The following is a 16401-nucleotide window of genomic DNA, read 5'->3' as shown; positions in this document are numbered from 1 at the left end:
GTGGACGAGCCGCAGATCCTTTCCGAAGTGCGCGGATCCCTCGGCGTGATCACGCTGAACCGACCGCGCGCCGTCAATGCCCTGACTGCTGGCATGGCCGCGACCATGCTCCAGACCCTCGGCGAGTGGGCCAGCGACCCGGCGGTGAGCCAGGTGCTGGTGCGAGGGGCAGGCGATCGCGGGCTGTGCGCCGGCGGCGACATCGTGGCGATCCACCGCGACATCGCGGCAGGCGGCAGGGAAACCGAAGCCTTCTGGGCGACCGAATACCGGCTGAATTCCCTGATCAATGCCTATCCCAAGCCCTACATCGCCTACATGGACGGTCTGGTCCTGGGCGGGGGAGTCGGGATTTCCGCCCACGGAAGCCACCGCCTGGTCACCAGCCGAACCCGCAGCGGGATGCCCGAAACCACCATCGGCTTTGTCCCGGATGTCGGCGGCACGTACCTGCTTTCCCGTGCCCCCGGGGAAACCGGCACCCATGCCGCGCTCACCGGCGAGCACCTGGGCGCGGCCGAGGTGCTCTACCTTGGACTGGCGGACCACCTCATCGACTTCGCCCGCGCCGAGGAGCTCTTCGCGGAACTTGAGCGCAGGCCGGTTGACGAAGTGCTGCCGGCATACCTCCTGCCCGTCCCGGCCTCGAACCTGGAGGCCTGGCGGCCTTGGCTCGATGACGTCTATGCGCGGCAGGATGTCGAGGAAATCGTCTCCGCGCTCCAGGAACTGGCAGACGACGGAAACGCTGAGGCCCAGTACGCCGTGGCGACGCTGGCGAAGAAATCGCCGACCGCGCTCAAGCTCACCCTGGCCTCGCTGCGCCGCGCCAGGGACCTGGGATCCCTCGAAGAGACGCTGGAGCAGGAATACCGGGTCGGGTTGCGTTGCCTCGAGTCCAGGGACTTCCCCGAGGGCATTCGTGCCCAGGTCATCGACAAGGACTACGCCCCGGCGTGGAATCCCCCCACCCTGGCCCAAGTGCGGCAGGAAGACCTTGATGCCTGCTTCGCCTCGCTCGGGGAGCGCGAACTCAAACTCAACCCACGCGCCCTGAGCGACGCGGTCGAATAACGCTGGAGGAAGAACATGTCTGAACAATCGCCCGCCTCCGCGGGCCGGATAGCATTCCTGGGGCTCGGGCACATGGGCGAGCCCATGGCCGTGAACCTCATCAAGGCGGGTTTCGACGTGGTGGGCTTCGACGTCGTCCCCGCGGCCGTTGACGCCGCCGTCGGGGCGGGCGTGCCATGTGCTGCCTCGGCCATCGAGGCCGCCACCGGCGCACGCATCGTGCTGACGATGTTCCCCTCCGGGGACATCCTGCTCGATGCCTACCGGGGCGTGGGCGAACCCGGGTTGCTGGAAAGCGCCCCGCCGAATACCCTGTTCCTCGACTGTTCCACCATCGACGTGGCCCAGGCCCGCGAGGCGGCGCAGCTGGCGCTGGCCGCCGGGCACCGGTCGGCAGACGCCCCGGTTTCCGGTGGCGTGGTCGGAGCCGAAGCCGGGACCCTGACGTTCATGATCGGCGCCGAGGAGGGCGATCTCGCGCACATCACCCCGCTGCTGGAGGTCATGGGCAAGAAGCTGGTGCACTGCGGCGGACACGGCGCCGGACAAGCCGCGAAGATCTGCAACAACATGCTCCTGGGCATCTCCATGATCGGCGCCGCCGAGGCGTTCGTGCTCGGCGAGAAGCTGGGCCTGACCCACCAGGCGCTGTTCGACGTGATCTCCACGGCCTCGGGACAATGCTGGTCGGTGACCACCAACTGCCCGGTCCCCGGACCGGTGCCGGCTTCCCCTGCCAATCGCGACTATGTCCCCGGTTTTGCCGGTGCACTGATGGCCAAGGACCTTGGCCTGGCGTTGAACGCCGTGGAGACTGCGGGGGTTGCCGCGCAACTGGGCCCAATGGCCGCACAGATCTACCGCAAGTTCGCCGATGAGGGCGGGGCCGGCCGCGACTTTTCCGGCATCATCACCGAGATCCGGGACAAATCGGGAGGCTAGGCAGGCCGGCAAGCCGAAGCGCGGCAAGGTCGCCCGGGTGCGGGAGCGTCTATGACGCGCCCGCACCCGGGGGACTTGACCTCAACGCACCTTGAGGTTCGTGGGATGTGACCACGACCTGCAAACCGAGGGGAAAGGGGCCCTGATGACCATCTTCAGTTGCTTAACCTGCGCCATTGAACACGGCGATGGCGCCGGCCCGCCCAAGAGCTGCGCGATCTGCGAGGACGAACGCCAATACGTGCCCGCGACGGGCCAGGCCTGGACCACCCGTGATGAGCTCGAATCCAAGGGGTACAAAATACTGGTCGAGGAACTGGAACCCGACCTCTACTCCGTCACCACGACACCGCGACTGGGCATCGGGCATCGCGGGCTGCTGATCCGCACTCCCGACGGCAACCTGCTTTTTGAGCCGCCCGGATTCATCGATGTGGCCGGTGCACTTCGTATTGACGAGCTCGGCGGAGTGGCGGCCATTGCCTCCAGCCATCCGCACCTGACCGGATCCTCGATCCAGTACAGCCATCGCTTCGGACATGTCCCTGTGTACGTTGCCGCGGCAGATGAGCAGTGGATCCGGCGCCCGGATCCGGTCATCAGGCTTTGGGAAGGAAAAGTCGAGATGCTCCCCGGCCTCTGGATGTACCAATGTGGCGGCCACTTCGCCGGAAGCAGCGTCGTGCACTGGCCGGCCGGGCAGAATGGTGCCGGGGTGCTGGTCAGCGGGGACACCATTGCCGTGGGGGGTGACAGGACATCGGCAAACGCCATGCGCAGCTACGTCAACAACATCCCGCTGCCCGCCAGTGCCGTTGAACGCATCCTTGGCATCGTGATGCCACTGGCGTTCACTCGGATGTACAGCGCCTTCGGCGTATTGGAACAGGACGCCCACACCGCTGTCAAACGGACGCTGCGCCGGTACATATCGTGGGTCAATGGGGATATGCCCGAATAATGGGACAGCCTGCACCAATCGACCATATGGTCGATGTGCAAGGGAGGCTGCAGACGGAGGATGGGAGATAAGAAGGGGGAAATTGCCGGTCGCAAGGCCCCCCGCACCATCCACTGAGAGAGAACCTCCTACCGTGTTTCTTGCAATCCGCGACATCCGCTTCGCCAAGGGCCGCTTCGCCCTCATGGGCTCGGTGGTTGCGCTCATTACCTTGCTGCTGGTCATGCTCTCCGGTCTGACCGCCGGTCTGGGAGACCAGTCAACCTCTGCCCTGAAAAACCTCGGCTCCGGGACCACCCCGGTGGACACCCTTGCCTTTGGCGCCGCCAGCGGCAACGAACCCAAGGCCTCGTTCACCGAAAGCCAGGTCACCGCGGAACAGGTTGACGTCTGGGGCAGCCGCCCGGGTGTTGCATCGGCAGAAGCCATCGGCATCACCCAGACCCGCTTCCAGGGCTCGGCCGCGGGGTCGGAAACCAGCACCGGAACCACCAACGTCGCGGTCTTCGGCATCCCGGAAGGCAGCTCGCTGGCCCCGTTGCCGGTTGCCGAGGGAGAGGTCGTCATCGGCGAATCGGTGGCCGAGGACCTGGCGCTTCAGGCCGGGGACACCGTCTCCATGGCCGGGATCGACCTGGTCGTCGGCGGGATTGCCGCGGACAACTGGTACTCGCACACCTCTGTCGCCTACACGGACCTCGATTCCTGGGCCGGCCTCGCCCACCTGGGAGACGCCACCCACGCCGGAACCGTCATCGCCGTCACCAACCGGGACGGGGCAACGGTTGATAGCGAGGCGGCCAACGCCGCCGCGGGCACCGTCAGCACCACCCGCGCCGGCTCCTACGCCGCGCTGGGCTCCTACAAGAGCGAAAACGGCTCGCTGCTGATGATGCAGGGCTTCCTCTACGGGATCTCCGCCCTGGTGATCCTGGCCTTCCTCACGGTCTGGACCGTGCAACGCACCCGCGACATTGCCGTGCTCAAGGCCCTGGGCGGCTCCGGTGGGTATGTGCTTCGGGACGCCATCACCCAGGCGAGCATCGTACTGCTGCTCGGTGCCGGGATCGGCGGCGGCATCGGCATCCTCGGCGGCTCCCTCGCCGCCAGCGCCGCGCCCTTCCTGCTCGGCCCCGCCACCACGGTGCTACCCATCCTCGGCGTATTTGTGCTCGGCCTGGCCGGGGCAGCGCTCGCCGTCTCCCGCGTCACCAAGGTCGATCCGCTCATCGCCCTGGGCGGCAACTAGCCCCACAGGCCACGATGACGTCCGCGCGTCTTTCCCAACGTCTGCCCCCACCTTCCCCGCAAAGGATTTGAATGAACACCGCCGCCACCGGCATAACCGCAACCGCCAACATGCCCCTGCAATTGATCGACCTGACCCTGGAATACCCGGACGGGCAGGGCACCGTCAAGGCCCTGGACGCCGTCAACCTCGGCGTCGGTGCCGGCCAGATGCTCTCGCTCATCGGTCCCTCGGGGTCGGGCAAGTCCTCCCTGCTGGCGGCCGCGGCAACATTGATCCGCCCCGCCAGCGGGCTGGTCATCATCGACGGGACAACCGCCAGCGACCTGAACGATGCCCAGATGACCACTTTGCGTCGCGAGAAGGTCGGCATCATCTTCCAGCAGCCCAACCTGTTGGCCTCGCTGACGGCAGTCGAGCAACTCATGATTTCCGACCACTTGCGCGGCAAGCCGCTGAAGCCCGCGAAGGCCCGGGCCCTGGAACTGCTGGAAATCGTTGGTTTGGCCGACAGCGCCAAGAAGCGCCCGCACCAGCTTTCCGGCGGTCAGCGCCAGCGCGTGAACATCGCCCGCGCCCTGATGGGAGAGCCAAAGGTGTTGCTGGTCGACGAGCCCACCGCGGCACTGGACAACACGCGCAGCGAGTCCATTGTGCGGCTGTTGGCCCATGTGACCAAGGAGTTCTCCGTGGCCACCGTGATGGTCACGCACGATACCGAATTCATCTCGCTCACCGATGCCGTCGCCTCAATGCGCGACGGCGTGCTCGGACTCCCGGAATTGGTCGGCGTCTAGACCGCCGAAAATAGGCGGGCCGTTTCCCTCCGCTACTCGGAAGCCGGCTCGTCCCCGGAGAAATCCCCGGCTTCGCGGCGGAATTTGCTGAAGATCCGGATCAGTGTGGAGATGTCGCGGTCCGAAAACCCGGAGTCGGCAAAAACCTGGGAATTAAGCTCGATGGTGGCGGCCGCGGCCAGTTCGCGGCCCTGCCGCGTCAGGGCAATGAGGGTGGTGCGCTTGTCGGTCGGATGCTTGGTGCGAGCCACCAGGCCGGCACTCTCCAGCCGGTCCACGGCGTTGGTCACCGAGGTGGCGTGGACCTGTAACAGGGCGCTTGCCCGATTCATGGCCAGCGAGCCCTCACGGGCAAAGCTGAGTAAAGCGAGCATCTCATAGCGGGCGAAGGTGAGGCCGAATGGCTTGAGGACCGTTTCCGCGCGTTGCAACAGGATCTGTTGCGTCCTCATCAGGGCCGTGATCGCAGCCATGGGCTCGGCAACGTCCTCCCACCCCCGGCGTTCCCAATTGCGTTGCGCTTCCAGGATCGGGTCGCGCGATAGTGGCTGGCTCAATGTTCCCTCCGGATAGAATTCGTGCCCCAGCTTATCCAAGCCTCTCCGTGCATCAGGATTTCAGGGACGGGAAATCGTCGTCACGGTACTCGATGCCCTGGGGCTGGAGCCCAGGGGCCGCGTCGTGGCGTGCCGCTTCGTTGTTCCGCAGTTCCACGCGCCGGATCTTCCCGGAAATGGTCTTGGGAAGCTCGGCAAATTCGAGTCGACGGATCCGTTTGAAGGGAGCCAGATGTTCCCGGCAGTAGCCCAGGATGCTTTCGGCCAACTCCGCCGAAGGCTCATGGCCCGCGGCGGTGACCACGAAGGCCTTGGGGACCGAGAGCCTGAGCGCATCGGGGGAGGGCACGACGGCGGCCTCGGCGACGGCGGGATGCTGGATCAGCACCGACTCCAGCTCGAAGGGACTGAGCTTGTAGTCGCTGGACTTGAACACGTCATCGCCGCGGCCCACGTAGGTGATGACCCCCTGCTCGTCCATCTCGGCCATGTCTCCGGTGTGGTAGACGCCGTCACGGAAGGCATCCGCGGTCTTCTCCCCGTCCCCGTAGTACGACTTCATCAGCCCCAGCGGGCGTGGATCCAGCCGCAGGCAGATTTCCCCCTCGCGCCCCTCCGCTCCGGTGGCTGGGTCGATGAGGACCACGTCGTAGCCGGGCATGGGCCTGCCCATGGCACCGATCTTGATGGGCATCCCCGGCGGATTGGCGATCTGCACGGTGGTTTCGGTCTGTCCGAAGCCGTCGCGAATCGTTTGCCCCCAGGCGCGGCTGACCTGGTCGATGACCTCCGAGTTCAGCGGCTCGCCGGCAGACACCAGCTTGGCCGGAGGGTTCTTCAGTGCCGTCAGGTCGGCCTGGATCAGCAGGCGCCACACGGTGGGCGGGGCGCAGAAGCTGGTGACGGATTCGGCATCCATCTGGGCCATGAGCGCCTTGGCGTCGAAGCGTTCGTAGTTGTAGAGGAAGACGGTTGCCTCGGCAATCCAGGGGGTGAAGAAGTTGCTCCACGCGTGCTTGGCCCAACCCGGGGATGCAACATTCAGGTGTACGTCACCGGGCTCCAGACCGATCCAAAACATCGTGCTCAGGTGCCCGGCCGGGTACGAGGTATGGGTGTGTTCCACCAGCTTGGCCTTGGAAGTGGTGCCGGAGGTGAAATACAGCAGCAGGGTTTCATCGGCCTTGGTTGCCACCTCGGGCACGAATTCGGTGGGATGCCCGGTGCTCTCGGTGTAGTCCACCGCGCCCACCGGTGCGTCGCCGTCCACGTGGATCACCGTGTAGTCGCCGGCGACCCGGCAGAACTTTTCGGTGTCGCCGTGCCCGGCCAGCGCCCAGCGCGCACCGCCCCGCTCAACCCGGTCCTGCAGGTCGACGTGGTTCATCTGCGTGGTGGTGGGGATCATGACCATGCCCAGCTTGATGCCGGCCAGCATGATCTCCCAGAGTTCCACGCGGTTGCCAAGCATGACGATCATCTTTTCGCCGCGCTTCATGCCGATCGAGCGCATCCAATTGGCGACCTGTCCGGAGCGGGCAGATAGTTCGGCCCAGGTGCGGCGCGTGGACGTTCCGTCCTTTTCGACGATGACCAGTGCATTGGTGTCGGCGCGCAGTGGATCCTTGGCAACCTGGTCGAACCAGTCGAGGCCGAAATTGAACTCCGTGAACTCGGGCCAGCGAAATTCCTTGCGGGCGCCGTCGTAATCGGTCCGCAGTTCCAGGAGTCGGTCGCGTGCTGCACGGAATTCTTCGGTAACTGTCATTGCCGTCCTTTCGCCCGGACACCCAATTAGTAGGAAGCCCTAGTGATTTGAGTCACTGGCAAATATACTTGGATATCCAAGGGTTTGGAAGAGCTCGCAAACATCGAGCCAAACATTTCACCGGACAAGGAGTTACCCCTCTCATGCCATTGAGTGAGAACCAGGCAACAATCGCCGTTGCCGACACCGAACGAAGCTTCACTTCACTCCCGTTTCCGGACGTGGACCTCATGCACATCTGGCAGCTGCTGGAGCCGTCCGAACGTCGACGCTTGCGGGATATCCGCACTTTCCTGCAGGACCGGGTGCGCCCGGAATCCCTCGAGTACTGGAACCGCGAGGAGTTTCCGCACCACCTCCTGCCCGAGATGGCAGCCCACGGCCTCGGAGGAATCCAGCTGGATGGCAGCAGCGAATTGTTCAAGGGCCTGGTCTATGTCGAGGCGGCACGCGCCGATGTCTCACTCTCGGCCCTCGTTGGCATCCACAACGAACTTATCGTCGGCATGATCCGGGAACTCGGATCGGCGGAACAGCAAAAGAAGTGGCTGCCTGGACTATCCCAATTCACTGCACTGGGTGCCTTTGCCCTGACCGAGCCCGAGCATGGCTCCGACATCGCCGGAGGGCTCGCCACCACGGCGACTCGCGACGGGAATGAATGGGTCATCAACGGGGCCAAGCGCTGGATCGGCGCGGCCACGATGGCCGACTTTTCCCTGGTTTGGGCACGCGACACCGAAGACAATACGGTCAAGGCCTTCATCGTCGAGTCCGATTGTCCGGGCTTCAGCGCCACCAAGATCTCCAACAAGGTCGGTTTGCGCATCATGCAAAACGCGGACATCCGTTTGGACGCTGTACGTGTTCCGGAAACCAACAGGCTGCCCGGGGCCAAGAACTTCGCGGCGGCCAACGAACTGCTCAAGCACTCCCGTGCCTGGGTGGGATGGCAGGCGGCGGGCGTCCAACTGGGGATCTTCGACATCGCCAGGGACTACGCCTTGGCACGCACGCAATTCGGTGCGCCCATCGCAGGCTTCCAGTTGGTGCAGTTGCCGCTGGCCGAGATTCTGGGCAACGCCATGGCAAGCCTCTCACTCATGTCGGACGTGGCCAGGATCCAGGGGACCGGGGATCTCGAAATGGTCCAGGCCGCCATGGCCAAGGCGACCACCACCCGCCTGGCACGCGAGTCCGCGGCCAAGGGACGTGCCCTTTTGGGAGGCAACGGCGTCACCAGCGACTACGAGATGGCCAAGCTATTTGGGGACGTTGAAATCCTCTACACGTATGAAGGCACCTACGAAATAAACTCATTGATCGTCGGCCGGGCCGTCACCGGCGTCTCGGCGTTTGTCAGCCGACACTGACGAATGCGGTCGCGGAACCGGGGGTGATTTCGGTGCGCCCGGCATCGTGGATCACCGGGCCGTGGGCAGTGCGGGCGTTCTTCCTGAACGCCCTGGAGTCAAGGCGTTCGATGGAAAGCGGGCAGCCGGCCGCACGCCAGGCATCGAGCTCCTCGGGCTTTCCCTCCAGTACCCAGGCGAACAACGCGTGCGCTGCCTGCGCGGCGGCCTTCCCGGTGCTCATTCCCAATGAATCGTTCAACCCAATGCGAACCGTCGTCGGGACCATGGGCGCGCCCGGAGGCAAGGTGGTTCCCGAGACCTGCAGTTTGGCCAGGCGCTTGGGCAGGGAGTCGGCCTGCATCGGGGCAAAACCCATGGCCCGTGCGGACCCAATCTGCGCGAGCGCGTGGGCGGGGAATTCCTCGGCGACCTTGGCGAACATCTTGGCATCCGCCCGGCGGACGCTCTTGGCAAACGCTCCCTGCGCCCATGGCCGCCAATACGGGTGGCGCGGATCTGCCAGCAAGGCGCTGACCGAGGCCAGCGCCGCGACGGCGATGCCCTCGTCCTCGGGGCAGGGTTCCTCGCGATCCACCAGCAAGATGATGGGCTGCACCAGCTCGCCGGTCGGTTCAGGGAATTCCTCGACCGGACTCTCTGGTGCGTCGGGACGTGGGGATGGTTCGTTCAGGCTGCTTTCCACGGGTTCCAGCCTATGCGGTAGTGGAACCGATCAGGACTTCCACCACGTGTCGGAGATCGTGACGGGAGTGGTGCGCTTGTGCCGTGTCCGCAGGAACTTGCCCTCGATCAGGGTTGCGGCGGCCTCCGGGATCTCCCGTCCCTCCAAGTAGTCATCGATGTTCTCGTAGGTGATGCCCAGCTCATCCTCGTCGGTGCGTAGAGGCTGGCCGTCGAGCAGATCGGCCGTGGGGACCTTTTCCCATAATTGCCTCGGGGAGTCCAGATGCCGCAGCAGCTCGCGGTTCTGGCGCTTGTTCAGACCGAAGAGCGGAAGGAGGTCGGCCCCGCCGTCTCCGAACTTGGTGAAGAATCCGGTGACCGATTCGGCGCCGTGATCGGTGCCCAGGACCAAAAGGTTTTCCTCGCCGGCCAAGGTGTACTGGGCGATCATGCGCATGCGCGCCTTGATGTTGCCCTTGTTGAAATCCGAGACCGGTGTGCCCACAGCCTTGTGGAAGGCGGCTTCGAGTCCGTCGACACCCGCCTTGACGTTGAAGGTCCGTTCCACGTCTGCGGCCACGAACTCCATGGCGGCCTGCGCGTCGTCCTCGTCGAGCTGGGTTCCGTAGGGAAGTCGAACGGCGACGAACTTGGCGTCGGTTCCTGCAGCCCGGAGCTCCTCCGCGGCGAGTTGTGCCAAGCGCCCGGCCAGGGTGGAGTCCAGGCCGCCAGAGATGCCAAGCACAAACCCGCTGGTGTGCGTGGCGGTGAGGTATTCCTTGAGGAAATCAATGCGGGCACGGACCTCCGCGGCGGGGTCGATCCGGGGCTTGACACCCATTTCCTTGATGATGGCAGCCTGTAGTTCGCGCATGTCCCTAGCCTAACCTGTCAAGGGAACCCAACCATGGCGGATTCGTCCTACGCGTCCGCGGGAGGCCGGTTGGGATCCCATCCAAGGTTGGTGGCCATTTTCTGCAGGGATGAGACCGTGGTGGAATACTCCTCCGGCGTGATTCCGGCGCTTGATTCCTCGCGCATCGCATCGACGATCTCTGTGAGACGGTTCAGGGACACCGACCCCTGCTCGGTGAGTGCAAAGGTGTGCCCTTCCTCGGCAACCCAACCCGATTCAACGAGCTCGGCCAGATGCTCGGATGGGCTGGTGGGTTCGTCTTCGATCTGGACGTCCCCGAAGAACGGGGCAAGGGCTGCAGTCAGCTCGCCTCCGGTGGCGGGTCCGCGCGTCAGGACATTGAGCAATTGCCATTGCCGGCGGGTGACGCCGTGCTCTTCGAGGGAGTTGGCGAACTGCTCGGAGATGAGCGAGTCAACCAATTTAAGCCAGTAACCCAAAGGGCGAGAATCGGTCATGACCCCACCCTAACCCGGGGACCACCTGCCTGTCTGTAGCCGGGTTGGCCACGCAGCGAGTGAGGGAAGGCAGTGCGGGCGATGCCGGCTTCTCAATGACACACACTCGCTGCGATCACAGGTATGCCGTCGACCAAACTAGAATTGAACTCATGACCAACACTGCCGCGCGCACCCGCCTGCTCGAACTCATCAAGGAACTCGCCGTGGTCCACGGCAAGGTCATCCTTTCCTCCGGCAAGGAGGCCGACTACTACATCGATCTACGCCGCATCACCCTGCACCACGAGGCGGCCCCGCTGGTGGGCTCCGTCATGCTGGAAATGCTCGACGAGGCAGGCATCGAGTTCACCAATGCCGGCGGCCTGACCATGGGTGCGGACCCGGTGGGCACCGCGCTCATGCACGCCGCCGGACACGCCGGACGCTCCATCGACGCGTTCGTGGTCCGCAAGGCCCAGAAGTCCTACGGCATGGGCCGACAGGTCGAGGGCCCCTCGGTCGAGGGACGCAACGTCGTGGTCCTCGAGGACACCTCCACCACCGGCGGTTCCGCACTGACCGCCGTCGAGGGCGTTCGCAAGGCAGGCGGCAACGTCGTGGCGGTGGCAGTGATCGTTGACCGCGACACCGGATCCAAGGAACGCATCGAGGCCGAGGCGGGTGTGCCCTACCTCTATGCCTTCGGCAAGGACGAGCTGGGCCTCTAAGCCCGCCACTTGTGACTTCCGCTGACGCGCCAGTCCTGCGTGCAGTGCGCCGCGGAGACCCCGGGGCAGTCCTGGCACTTATCGAGTCCGACCGCCCCGGGGTGCTCGCGGCCAAGCGTCCCGTCGCGGCGCTGTACCGCTTGATGATGAGCGCCCCGGGGTTGGCCACCTCGCCCGAGGGGCACTGGACCGGTGAACTGGGCAAGCACGTCGACGCGGTGGTGTGTGCCCATGCAGCATGCATCGGCCCCATGCGGGCAGCCGACCTGGTCGCTATCCCGCGGAAAGTACTCAAGAACGCCTACCCAAGGATCTTTCCGGAAGAATTGCCCGCGATCCTCGAAAGGCTGGGAGAGAACTACCAGCGCGCTCCCAAGAACTGGGACAAGATCAGTCCCTACGGGGTGATGTTTGATTGGGTCGTTTGCGGGCTCGCCCCCGCTCCCACCGGTGACGGCACGGTGAACCACCTGCTCTTTACCCTTCGCTGGAGCAAGCCGCGCGAACGCGCGGCGCTGTTTGCGGCAGCTCCGGCCTTGGCCGCGATTACCTTGCCGAGGCTTTTCGACGCCGAAGTCAGGCCCTCCCTGGGCGCCGCCGCGCTGGACTGGCAGCTGGATCCGGCCAGCGAGGACCGTATCGATCGACAGATTTTGGGCCTGCTCCGGACCGGAACGTGGGATTCGGAACAGGTACACGATGGGATTGACCGCTTCCGGACGCGCCACACCAGTGCCTTCCAATTGCGCTGGGCTGACGGACTGGAACGATTACTGGCCGCAGAACGGGCTGAGCCCTGAGGCAAGTGTTTATTGCGGGCCCGGAGATGGAGGTTTTGCTTGCCTCGGGCAGGGTTCGGCGCAACCTGCTTCCCGGACGCGAATCGCTACATCTACGTTAGACCGAATGCGGGCTGGTCAACTTACGGTTTACGCTCGCGAAACCGGGGGTGGAACGCCATGCTGCCGCGCTACCACAAGTCGTAGATAGGTGTCGGTTTTCTTCTGCTATTCTTGCCCTATCCACGGACCTCCCGGCGCATCTGCCCGCCGGTTGAAGATAACGGGTGGCGCATTTTATTACCGCTGTTGAGAACTGGAGCCCTAGATGCATTTGACCCCGCGTGAGCACGAAAAACTCATGGTGGTTGTTGCCGCCGACCTGGCGCGCAGACGTCAATCCCGCGGACTGCTGCTCAACCATCCCGAATCCGTGGCCATCCTGACCTATGAACTGATTGAAGGCGCCCGGGACGGGCGCACGGTGGCGGATTTGATGAGCTACGGAACTACCATCCTGACCCGGGAGCAGGTCATGGAGGGGGTCGCCGACATGATTTCGGACGTGCAGGTCGAGGCGACCTTCCCCGACGGCACCAAGCTCGTCACCGTCCACAACCCGATTCGCTAGGCAAGGGAGAGAAGAACATGAAACCGGGAGAATACATCCTGCGTGACGAACCCGTGCTCTGCAATTCGGAGCTCGAAACCCGAATCCTGAACCTGGTGAACCACGGCGACCGTCCCATCCAGGTCGGATCGCACTACCACTTTGCCGAGGTCAACCCGCAGCTGGACCTGGACCGGGTGGCCGCCCGCGGCTTCCGTCTGGACATCCCCGCCGGCACCGCCGTCCGCTTCGAACCCGGCGATGCACGCACCGTGCACTTGGTCGAATTCGCCGGGCGCCGGCACGTCTATGGGTTCCAGGACCGCGTGAACGGCCCGGTCGGCGAGACCATCCCGGCCGTGGAGACCGAGGCCATCGGCGGCTCCGCCGGCATCAACCCGGTCACCGAAGCGGAATTGGTCGCCGACTACGACATCGATCTGCCCAACCTGGGCGGGGAATCGGTGGGCTTCCACACCGACTTCGGCGTGGACCCCGTGGACGAATCGCTTCCGCCGCACCCCGAAGAGGTTCGGCGCGCCACCGAGGAAAGCGAAAAGGCCGAGGCCGATGCGGCCTCGAAGGATCAGACCCCGGAGGAGGACCAAGCATGAGCTTTGAAATGAGCCGCAAGCACTATGCGGAGATGTACGGACCCACCACCGGCGACGCCATTCGCCTGGCCGACACCGAGCTGCTGGCCGAGATCGAGCACGACTACACCAACTATGGCGACGAAGTCGTCTTCGGCGGCGGCAAGGTCATCCGCGACGGCATGGGCCAAAACGGCCAGATGACCCGCGATCAGGACATCCCGGACACCGTCATCACCAACGTGGTGGTGCTGGACTACACCGGGATCTACAAGGCCGACGTCGCCTTGCGCGACGGCCACATCTTCAAGATCGGCAAGGCCGGCAACCCCGACATCACCAACGGGGTGAACATCACCATCGGCGCGGCCACCGACATCATTGCGGGCGAGCACAAGATCTTGACCGCCGGCGCCATCGACACCCACATCCACTTTGTGAGCCCCGACCAGGTTCCGGTGGCCCTGGCCTCGGGGGTCACCACCATGATCGGCGGCGGCGCCGGGCCTTCCGATGCCTCGAAGGCAACGACAGTGACCCCGGGCCCCTGGCACCTCTCCCGGATGCTGCAGGCTGTTGAAAACCTGCCCATGAACATCGGATTCCTGGGCAAGGGTCACGCCAGCGCCAGAGGCCCGCTGGCCGAACAGATCCGCGCCGGCGCCATCGGCCTGAAAATCCACGAGGACTGGGGAGCAACCCACTCCTCGATCGACAACTCGCTGAAGATCGCCGACGAATTCGACGTGCAGATCGCCATCCACGCCGACACGCTGAACGAGTGCGGCTTCGTGGAGGACACCATCGCGGCCATCGACGGGCGGGTCATCCACACCTTCCACACCGAGGGTGCCGGTGGCGGCCACGCACCGGACATCATCCGCATGGCGGGGCTGCCCAACGTGCTGCCGGCTTCCACCAACCCCACTTTGCCGTACACCAACAACACCGTGGACGAGCACCTTGACATGCTCATGGTGGCACACCACCTCAACGCCGACATCCCGGAGGACGTAGCGTTCGCCGACTCGCGCATCCGCGCCGAGACCATTGCGGCCGAGGACGTGCTGCACGACATGGGCGTGTTCTCCATGACCTCCTCCGACTCCCAGGCCATGGGACGCGTCGGGGAGACGGTGCTGCGCACCTGGCAGGTCGCCGACGCCATGAAGCGCCAGCGCGGCAAGCTGGAGGGCGACCCCGAGGTGGGAGACAACTTCCGGCTCAAGCGCTACATCTCGAAGTACACCATCAACCCGGCCATCGCCCACGGCATCGCCGATTCCATCGGCAGCATCGAGGAAGGCAAGTTCGCCGACCTGGTGCTCTGGGATCCCGCGTTCTTCGGGGTGAAGCCGGACATGGTCATCAAGGGCGGGCTGATCGTCCAGTCGCTCATGGGGGACTCCAACGGATCGATCCCCACCCCGCAGCCGCGCACGCTGCGCGCCAACTTCGGCGCGCTGGGCACCGCGGTGCACCACTCCTCGATCACCTTCCTGTCCCAGGCGGCCATCGAGGAGGGCGTGCCCGAGCGCCTGCGGCTGCGCAAGGTCATCCGGCCGGTTTCAGGCATCCGGACGCTGACCAAGTCCGACCTGAAGTTCAACGGGGAAACCCCTGACATCCAAGTCGACCCGCAGACCTACCAGGTCACCGTGGACGGGGTGCTGGCCACCTGCGAGCCCTCCAGCGTGCTGCCCATGGCCCAGCGCTACTTCCTCTTCTAAGCCGACGTCGAGCATTTCAAAGGAGTTCCATGATCATCGAGCAGCTTTCGGGCAACAAACGCGATGTCCCCGAGGCCGAACTGGCAAAGCTGCACGAGGAAAAAGTCGTGCTGCCCTCCGCAGCCCTGGTCAAGCGCATCCAGCGCGTCACCACCGACCACGGCCGGGAGCTGGGCATCCGCCTGGCCCCGGGCGCGGACCTTCAGGACGGCGACATCCTGCTGCGCAACGAGAAGGAAATCATCACCGTCTCGGTGCTTCCCACCGACGTGTTGGTCATTGCCCCGGGCAGCGTCTTCGAGATGGGGCAGGTGGCGCACGCCCTGGGCAACCGCCACCTGCAGGCGCAGTTCTTCGACGCCGATTCCGACTATGGCGCGGCGGTGATGGTGGTGCAATACGACCACACCGTCGAGGATTTCCTCAAGCACCACAAGACGCCGTTCCAGCGCCAGGAACGCGTGATGCCGGTGCCGTTCCGCCATGCCGAACACACCCACTAGCCCCGGGCCGGGCCACCTGCTGACGCTGCTGCAGCTGACCGACTCGGCGCTGCCCACCGGCGCCTTCAGCCACTCCCTGGGCCTGGAAAGCTACCTGGACGCCCGGACCGTGCACGATGAGGCCAGCTTCACGCTGTGGCTCGAGAAGTTCATCGCACAGTCCCTGGCCTACACCGACGGGCTGGCGGTGCGCTTGGCCCACGAGGCTGCCGGGGGAGAGGAGCTGGCGCGGATTGATGCGCTGGTCCATGCCTCGGCCGTGCCGCGGCAGATCCGCGAGGCAGGGGTGAAGATGGGCGCGCGCATGCTGCACGTGGCCACCAGCGTCTTCCCCACCAAGGAGCTCGAGGACTACCGGGAGCAGGTGGCCTCCGGCACCTGTTTCGGGCACCCGGGCATCGCCTTTGCCCTGGGCGCGCGCGGCGCCGGCGCCCCGTGCGCCGACACCGTTGCGGCTTACCTGTTCTCCACCGTGACCTCGCTGACGCAGAACGCGATCCGCGGGATCCCCATTGGGCAGAACGCCGGGCAGCGGGTGCTGCGTGCCATGCACGCCCCGGTGTTGGCGGCCGTGGAGAAGATCTTCGCCCTGGACCTCCAGGACCTGGGAGCGGCTGCCCCTGGCCTGGAAATTGCGCAGATGCGCCACGAACACCTGCGCGCCCGCATGTTCATGTCCTGACCGGCAGTGACATGCGGCGCGAGAAACCTACGA

The 16401-nt window shown here is 65.0% G+C and carries 17 protein-coding genes and 1 pseudogene; 13 read left to right on the top strand and 5 right to left on the bottom strand.

Features of this window, described 5'->3' with window-relative positions; all coding sequences use genetic code 11:
• The 5 genes from Q2T94_RS05890 to Q2T94_RS05870 all read left to right on the top strand — a co-directional run bounded on the left by Q2T94_RS05890 (position 1) and on the right by Q2T94_RS05870 (position 5023).
• Positions 1-1074: an enoyl-CoA hydratase/isomerase family protein gene (locus Q2T94_RS05890; protein ID WP_264270535.1), complete on the top strand. Its 1074-nt coding sequence runs from the start codon at positions 1-3 to the stop codon at positions 1072-1074.
• A 15-nt stretch (positions 1075-1089) separates the two neighbouring features.
• Positions 1090-2016, top strand: coding sequence for a 3-hydroxyisobutyrate dehydrogenase (gene mmsB / locus Q2T94_RS05885; RefSeq protein ID WP_302263241.1), 927 nt, complete (start codon positions 1090-1092; stop codon positions 2014-2016).
• Between the two features lie 145 nt (positions 2017-2161).
• Positions 2162-2977 carry an MBL fold metallo-hydrolase gene (locus Q2T94_RS05880; protein ID WP_264270537.1) on the top strand — a complete coding sequence of 272 codons (816 nt, stop codon included), beginning with the start codon at positions 2162-2164 and terminating at the stop codon, positions 2975-2977.
• Positions 2978-3110: 133 nt separating this feature from the next.
• Positions 3111-4226 carry an ABC transporter permease gene (locus tag Q2T94_RS05875; RefSeq protein ID WP_302263240.1) on the top strand — a complete coding sequence of 372 codons (1116 nt, stop codon included), beginning with the start codon at positions 3111-3113 and terminating at the stop codon, positions 4224-4226.
• Positions 4227-4297: 71 nt separating this feature from the next.
• A complete protein-coding gene (locus tag Q2T94_RS05870; RefSeq protein WP_264270539.1) occupies positions 4298-5023 on the top strand; it encodes an ABC transporter ATP-binding protein in 726 nt (241 codons plus the stop codon).
• Positions 5024-5055: 32 nt separating this feature from the next.
• Here Q2T94_RS05870 and Q2T94_RS05865 read toward each other — a convergent pair whose 3' ends face one another.
• A complete protein-coding gene (locus Q2T94_RS05865) occupies positions 5056-5580 on the bottom strand; it encodes a MarR family winged helix-turn-helix transcriptional regulator (RefSeq protein ID WP_264270540.1) in 525 nt (174 codons plus the stop codon).
• A 52-nt stretch (positions 5581-5632) separates the two neighbouring features.
• A complete protein-coding gene (locus Q2T94_RS05860; RefSeq protein ID WP_302263238.1) occupies positions 5633-7348 on the bottom strand; it encodes an AMP-binding protein in 1716 nt (571 codons plus the stop codon).
• 230 nt (positions 7349-7578) lie between these two features.
• Here Q2T94_RS05860 and Q2T94_RS05855 point away from each other — a divergent pair, with 230 nt between their 5' ends.
• On the top strand, positions 7579-8721 hold the full coding sequence (locus tag Q2T94_RS05855) for an acyl-CoA dehydrogenase family protein (protein ID WP_264270586.1): 1143 nt from the start codon (positions 7579-7581) through the stop codon (positions 8719-8721).
• Here the strand turns inward: Q2T94_RS05855 and Q2T94_RS05850 are convergent.
• The 3 genes from Q2T94_RS05850 to Q2T94_RS05840 are packed head-to-tail and all read right to left on the bottom strand — an operon-like array spanning position 8708 to position 10761.
• Positions 8708-9406, bottom strand: coding sequence for a peptidyl-tRNA hydrolase (locus Q2T94_RS05850; protein WP_264270542.1), 699 nt, complete (start codon positions 9404-9406; stop codon positions 8708-8710). The two genes, Q2T94_RS05855 and Q2T94_RS05850, sit on opposite strands and share 14 nt — an antisense overlap.
• 30 nt (positions 9407-9436) lie before the next feature.
• Positions 9437-10261 (bottom strand): NAD(+) synthase, encoded by an 825-nt coding sequence (gene nadE, locus Q2T94_RS05845; protein WP_264270543.1) that lies wholly within the window; start codon positions 10259-10261, stop codon positions 9437-9439.
• 47 nt (positions 10262-10308) lie between these two features.
• Positions 10309-10761 (bottom strand): MarR family winged helix-turn-helix transcriptional regulator, encoded by a 453-nt coding sequence (locus Q2T94_RS05840; RefSeq protein WP_264270544.1) that lies wholly within the window; start codon positions 10759-10761, stop codon positions 10309-10311.
• Between the two features lie 152 nt (positions 10762-10913).
• Here Q2T94_RS05840 and pyrE point away from each other — a divergent pair, with 152 nt between their 5' ends.
• From pyrE to Q2T94_RS05805, 7 genes and pseudogenes are all read left to right on the top strand, one after another.
• Complete coding sequence (gene pyrE / locus Q2T94_RS05835) at positions 10914-11471, top strand: orotate phosphoribosyltransferase (protein WP_264270545.1); 558 nt, start codon at positions 10914-10916, stop codon at positions 11469-11471.
• An 11-nt stretch (positions 11472-11482) separates the two neighbouring features.
• Positions 11483-12271, top strand: a complete 789-nt coding sequence (locus tag Q2T94_RS05830) for a hypothetical protein (protein ID WP_264270546.1) — start codon at positions 11483-11485, stop codon at positions 12269-12271.
• A gap of 307 nt (positions 12272-12578) precedes the next feature.
• Positions 12579-12881 (top strand): urease subunit gamma, encoded by a 303-nt coding sequence (locus Q2T94_RS05825; RefSeq protein WP_264270547.1) that lies wholly within the window; start codon positions 12579-12581, stop codon positions 12879-12881.
• A 17-nt stretch (positions 12882-12898) separates the two neighbouring features.
• A pseudogene (locus Q2T94_RS05820) lies at positions 12899-13240 on the top strand (urease subunit beta); the annotation flags it as partial.
• Positions 13241-13470: 230 nt separating this feature from the next.
• Positions 13471-15183 carry an urease subunit alpha gene (gene ureC / locus Q2T94_RS05815; RefSeq protein ID WP_264270548.1) on the top strand — a complete coding sequence of 571 codons (1713 nt, stop codon included), beginning with the start codon at positions 13471-13473 and terminating at the stop codon, positions 15181-15183.
• Between the two features lie 29 nt (positions 15184-15212).
• Positions 15213-15686, top strand: a complete 474-nt coding sequence (ureE, locus tag Q2T94_RS05810; protein WP_302263236.1) for an urease accessory protein UreE — start codon at positions 15213-15215, stop codon at positions 15684-15686.
• A complete protein-coding gene (locus tag Q2T94_RS05805) occupies positions 15667-16368 on the top strand; it encodes an urease accessory protein UreF (protein ID WP_302263235.1) in 702 nt (233 codons plus the stop codon). Before ureE ends, Q2T94_RS05805 begins: the two co-directional genes overlap by 20 nt.
• The last annotated feature ends 33 nt before the right edge of the window (positions 16369-16401 follow it).

Source organism: Paeniglutamicibacter sulfureus, from assembly GCF_030512175.1.
Lineage (GTDB): Bacteria > Actinomycetota > Actinomycetes > Actinomycetales > Micrococcaceae > Paeniglutamicibacter > Paeniglutamicibacter sulfureus.
The sequence above is the reverse complement of the archived record's forward strand: the minus strand, read 5'-3'. Positions and strand labels throughout refer to the sequence as shown.

Excerpts from the sequence above, each read along its gene's own strand:
- mmsB (WP_302263241.1), top strand. The coding sequence starts at position 1,090 with ATGTCTGAACAATCGCCCGCCTCCGCGGGCCGGATAGCATTCCTGGGG.
- Q2T94_RS05880 (WP_264270537.1), top strand. The coding sequence starts at position 2,162 with ATGACCATCTTCAGTTGCTTAACCTGCGCCATTGAACACGGCGATGGC.
- Q2T94_RS05870 (WP_264270539.1), top strand. The coding sequence starts at position 4,298 with ATGAACACCGCCGCCACCGGCATAACCGCAACCGCCAACATGCCCCTG.
- Q2T94_RS05860 (WP_302263238.1), bottom strand. The coding sequence starts at position 7,348 with ATGACAGTTACCGAAGAATTCCGTGCAGCACGCGACCGACTCCTGGAA.
- Q2T94_RS05855 (WP_264270586.1), top strand. The coding sequence starts at position 7,579 with ATGCACATCTGGCAGCTGCTGGAGCCGTCCGAACGTCGACGCTTGCGG.
- nadE (WP_264270543.1), bottom strand. The coding sequence starts at position 10,261 with ATGCGCGAACTACAGGCTGCCATCATCAAGGAAATGGGTGTCAAGCCC.
- Q2T94_RS05840 (WP_264270544.1), bottom strand. The coding sequence starts at position 10,761 with ATGACCGATTCTCGCCCTTTGGGTTACTGGCTTAAATTGGTTGACTCG.
- pyrE (WP_264270545.1), top strand. The coding sequence starts at position 10,914 with ATGACCAACACTGCCGCGCGCACCCGCCTGCTCGAACTCATCAAGGAA.
- Q2T94_RS05825 (WP_264270547.1), top strand. The coding sequence starts at position 12,579 with ATGCATTTGACCCCGCGTGAGCACGAAAAACTCATGGTGGTTGTTGCC.
- ureC (WP_264270548.1), top strand. The coding sequence starts at position 13,471 with ATGAGCTTTGAAATGAGCCGCAAGCACTATGCGGAGATGTACGGACCC.
- ureE (WP_302263236.1), top strand. The coding sequence starts at position 15,213 with ATGATCATCGAGCAGCTTTCGGGCAACAAACGCGATGTCCCCGAGGCC.
- Q2T94_RS05805 (WP_302263235.1), top strand. The coding sequence starts at position 15,667 with ATGCCGAACACACCCACTAGCCCCGGGCCGGGCCACCTGCTGACGCTG.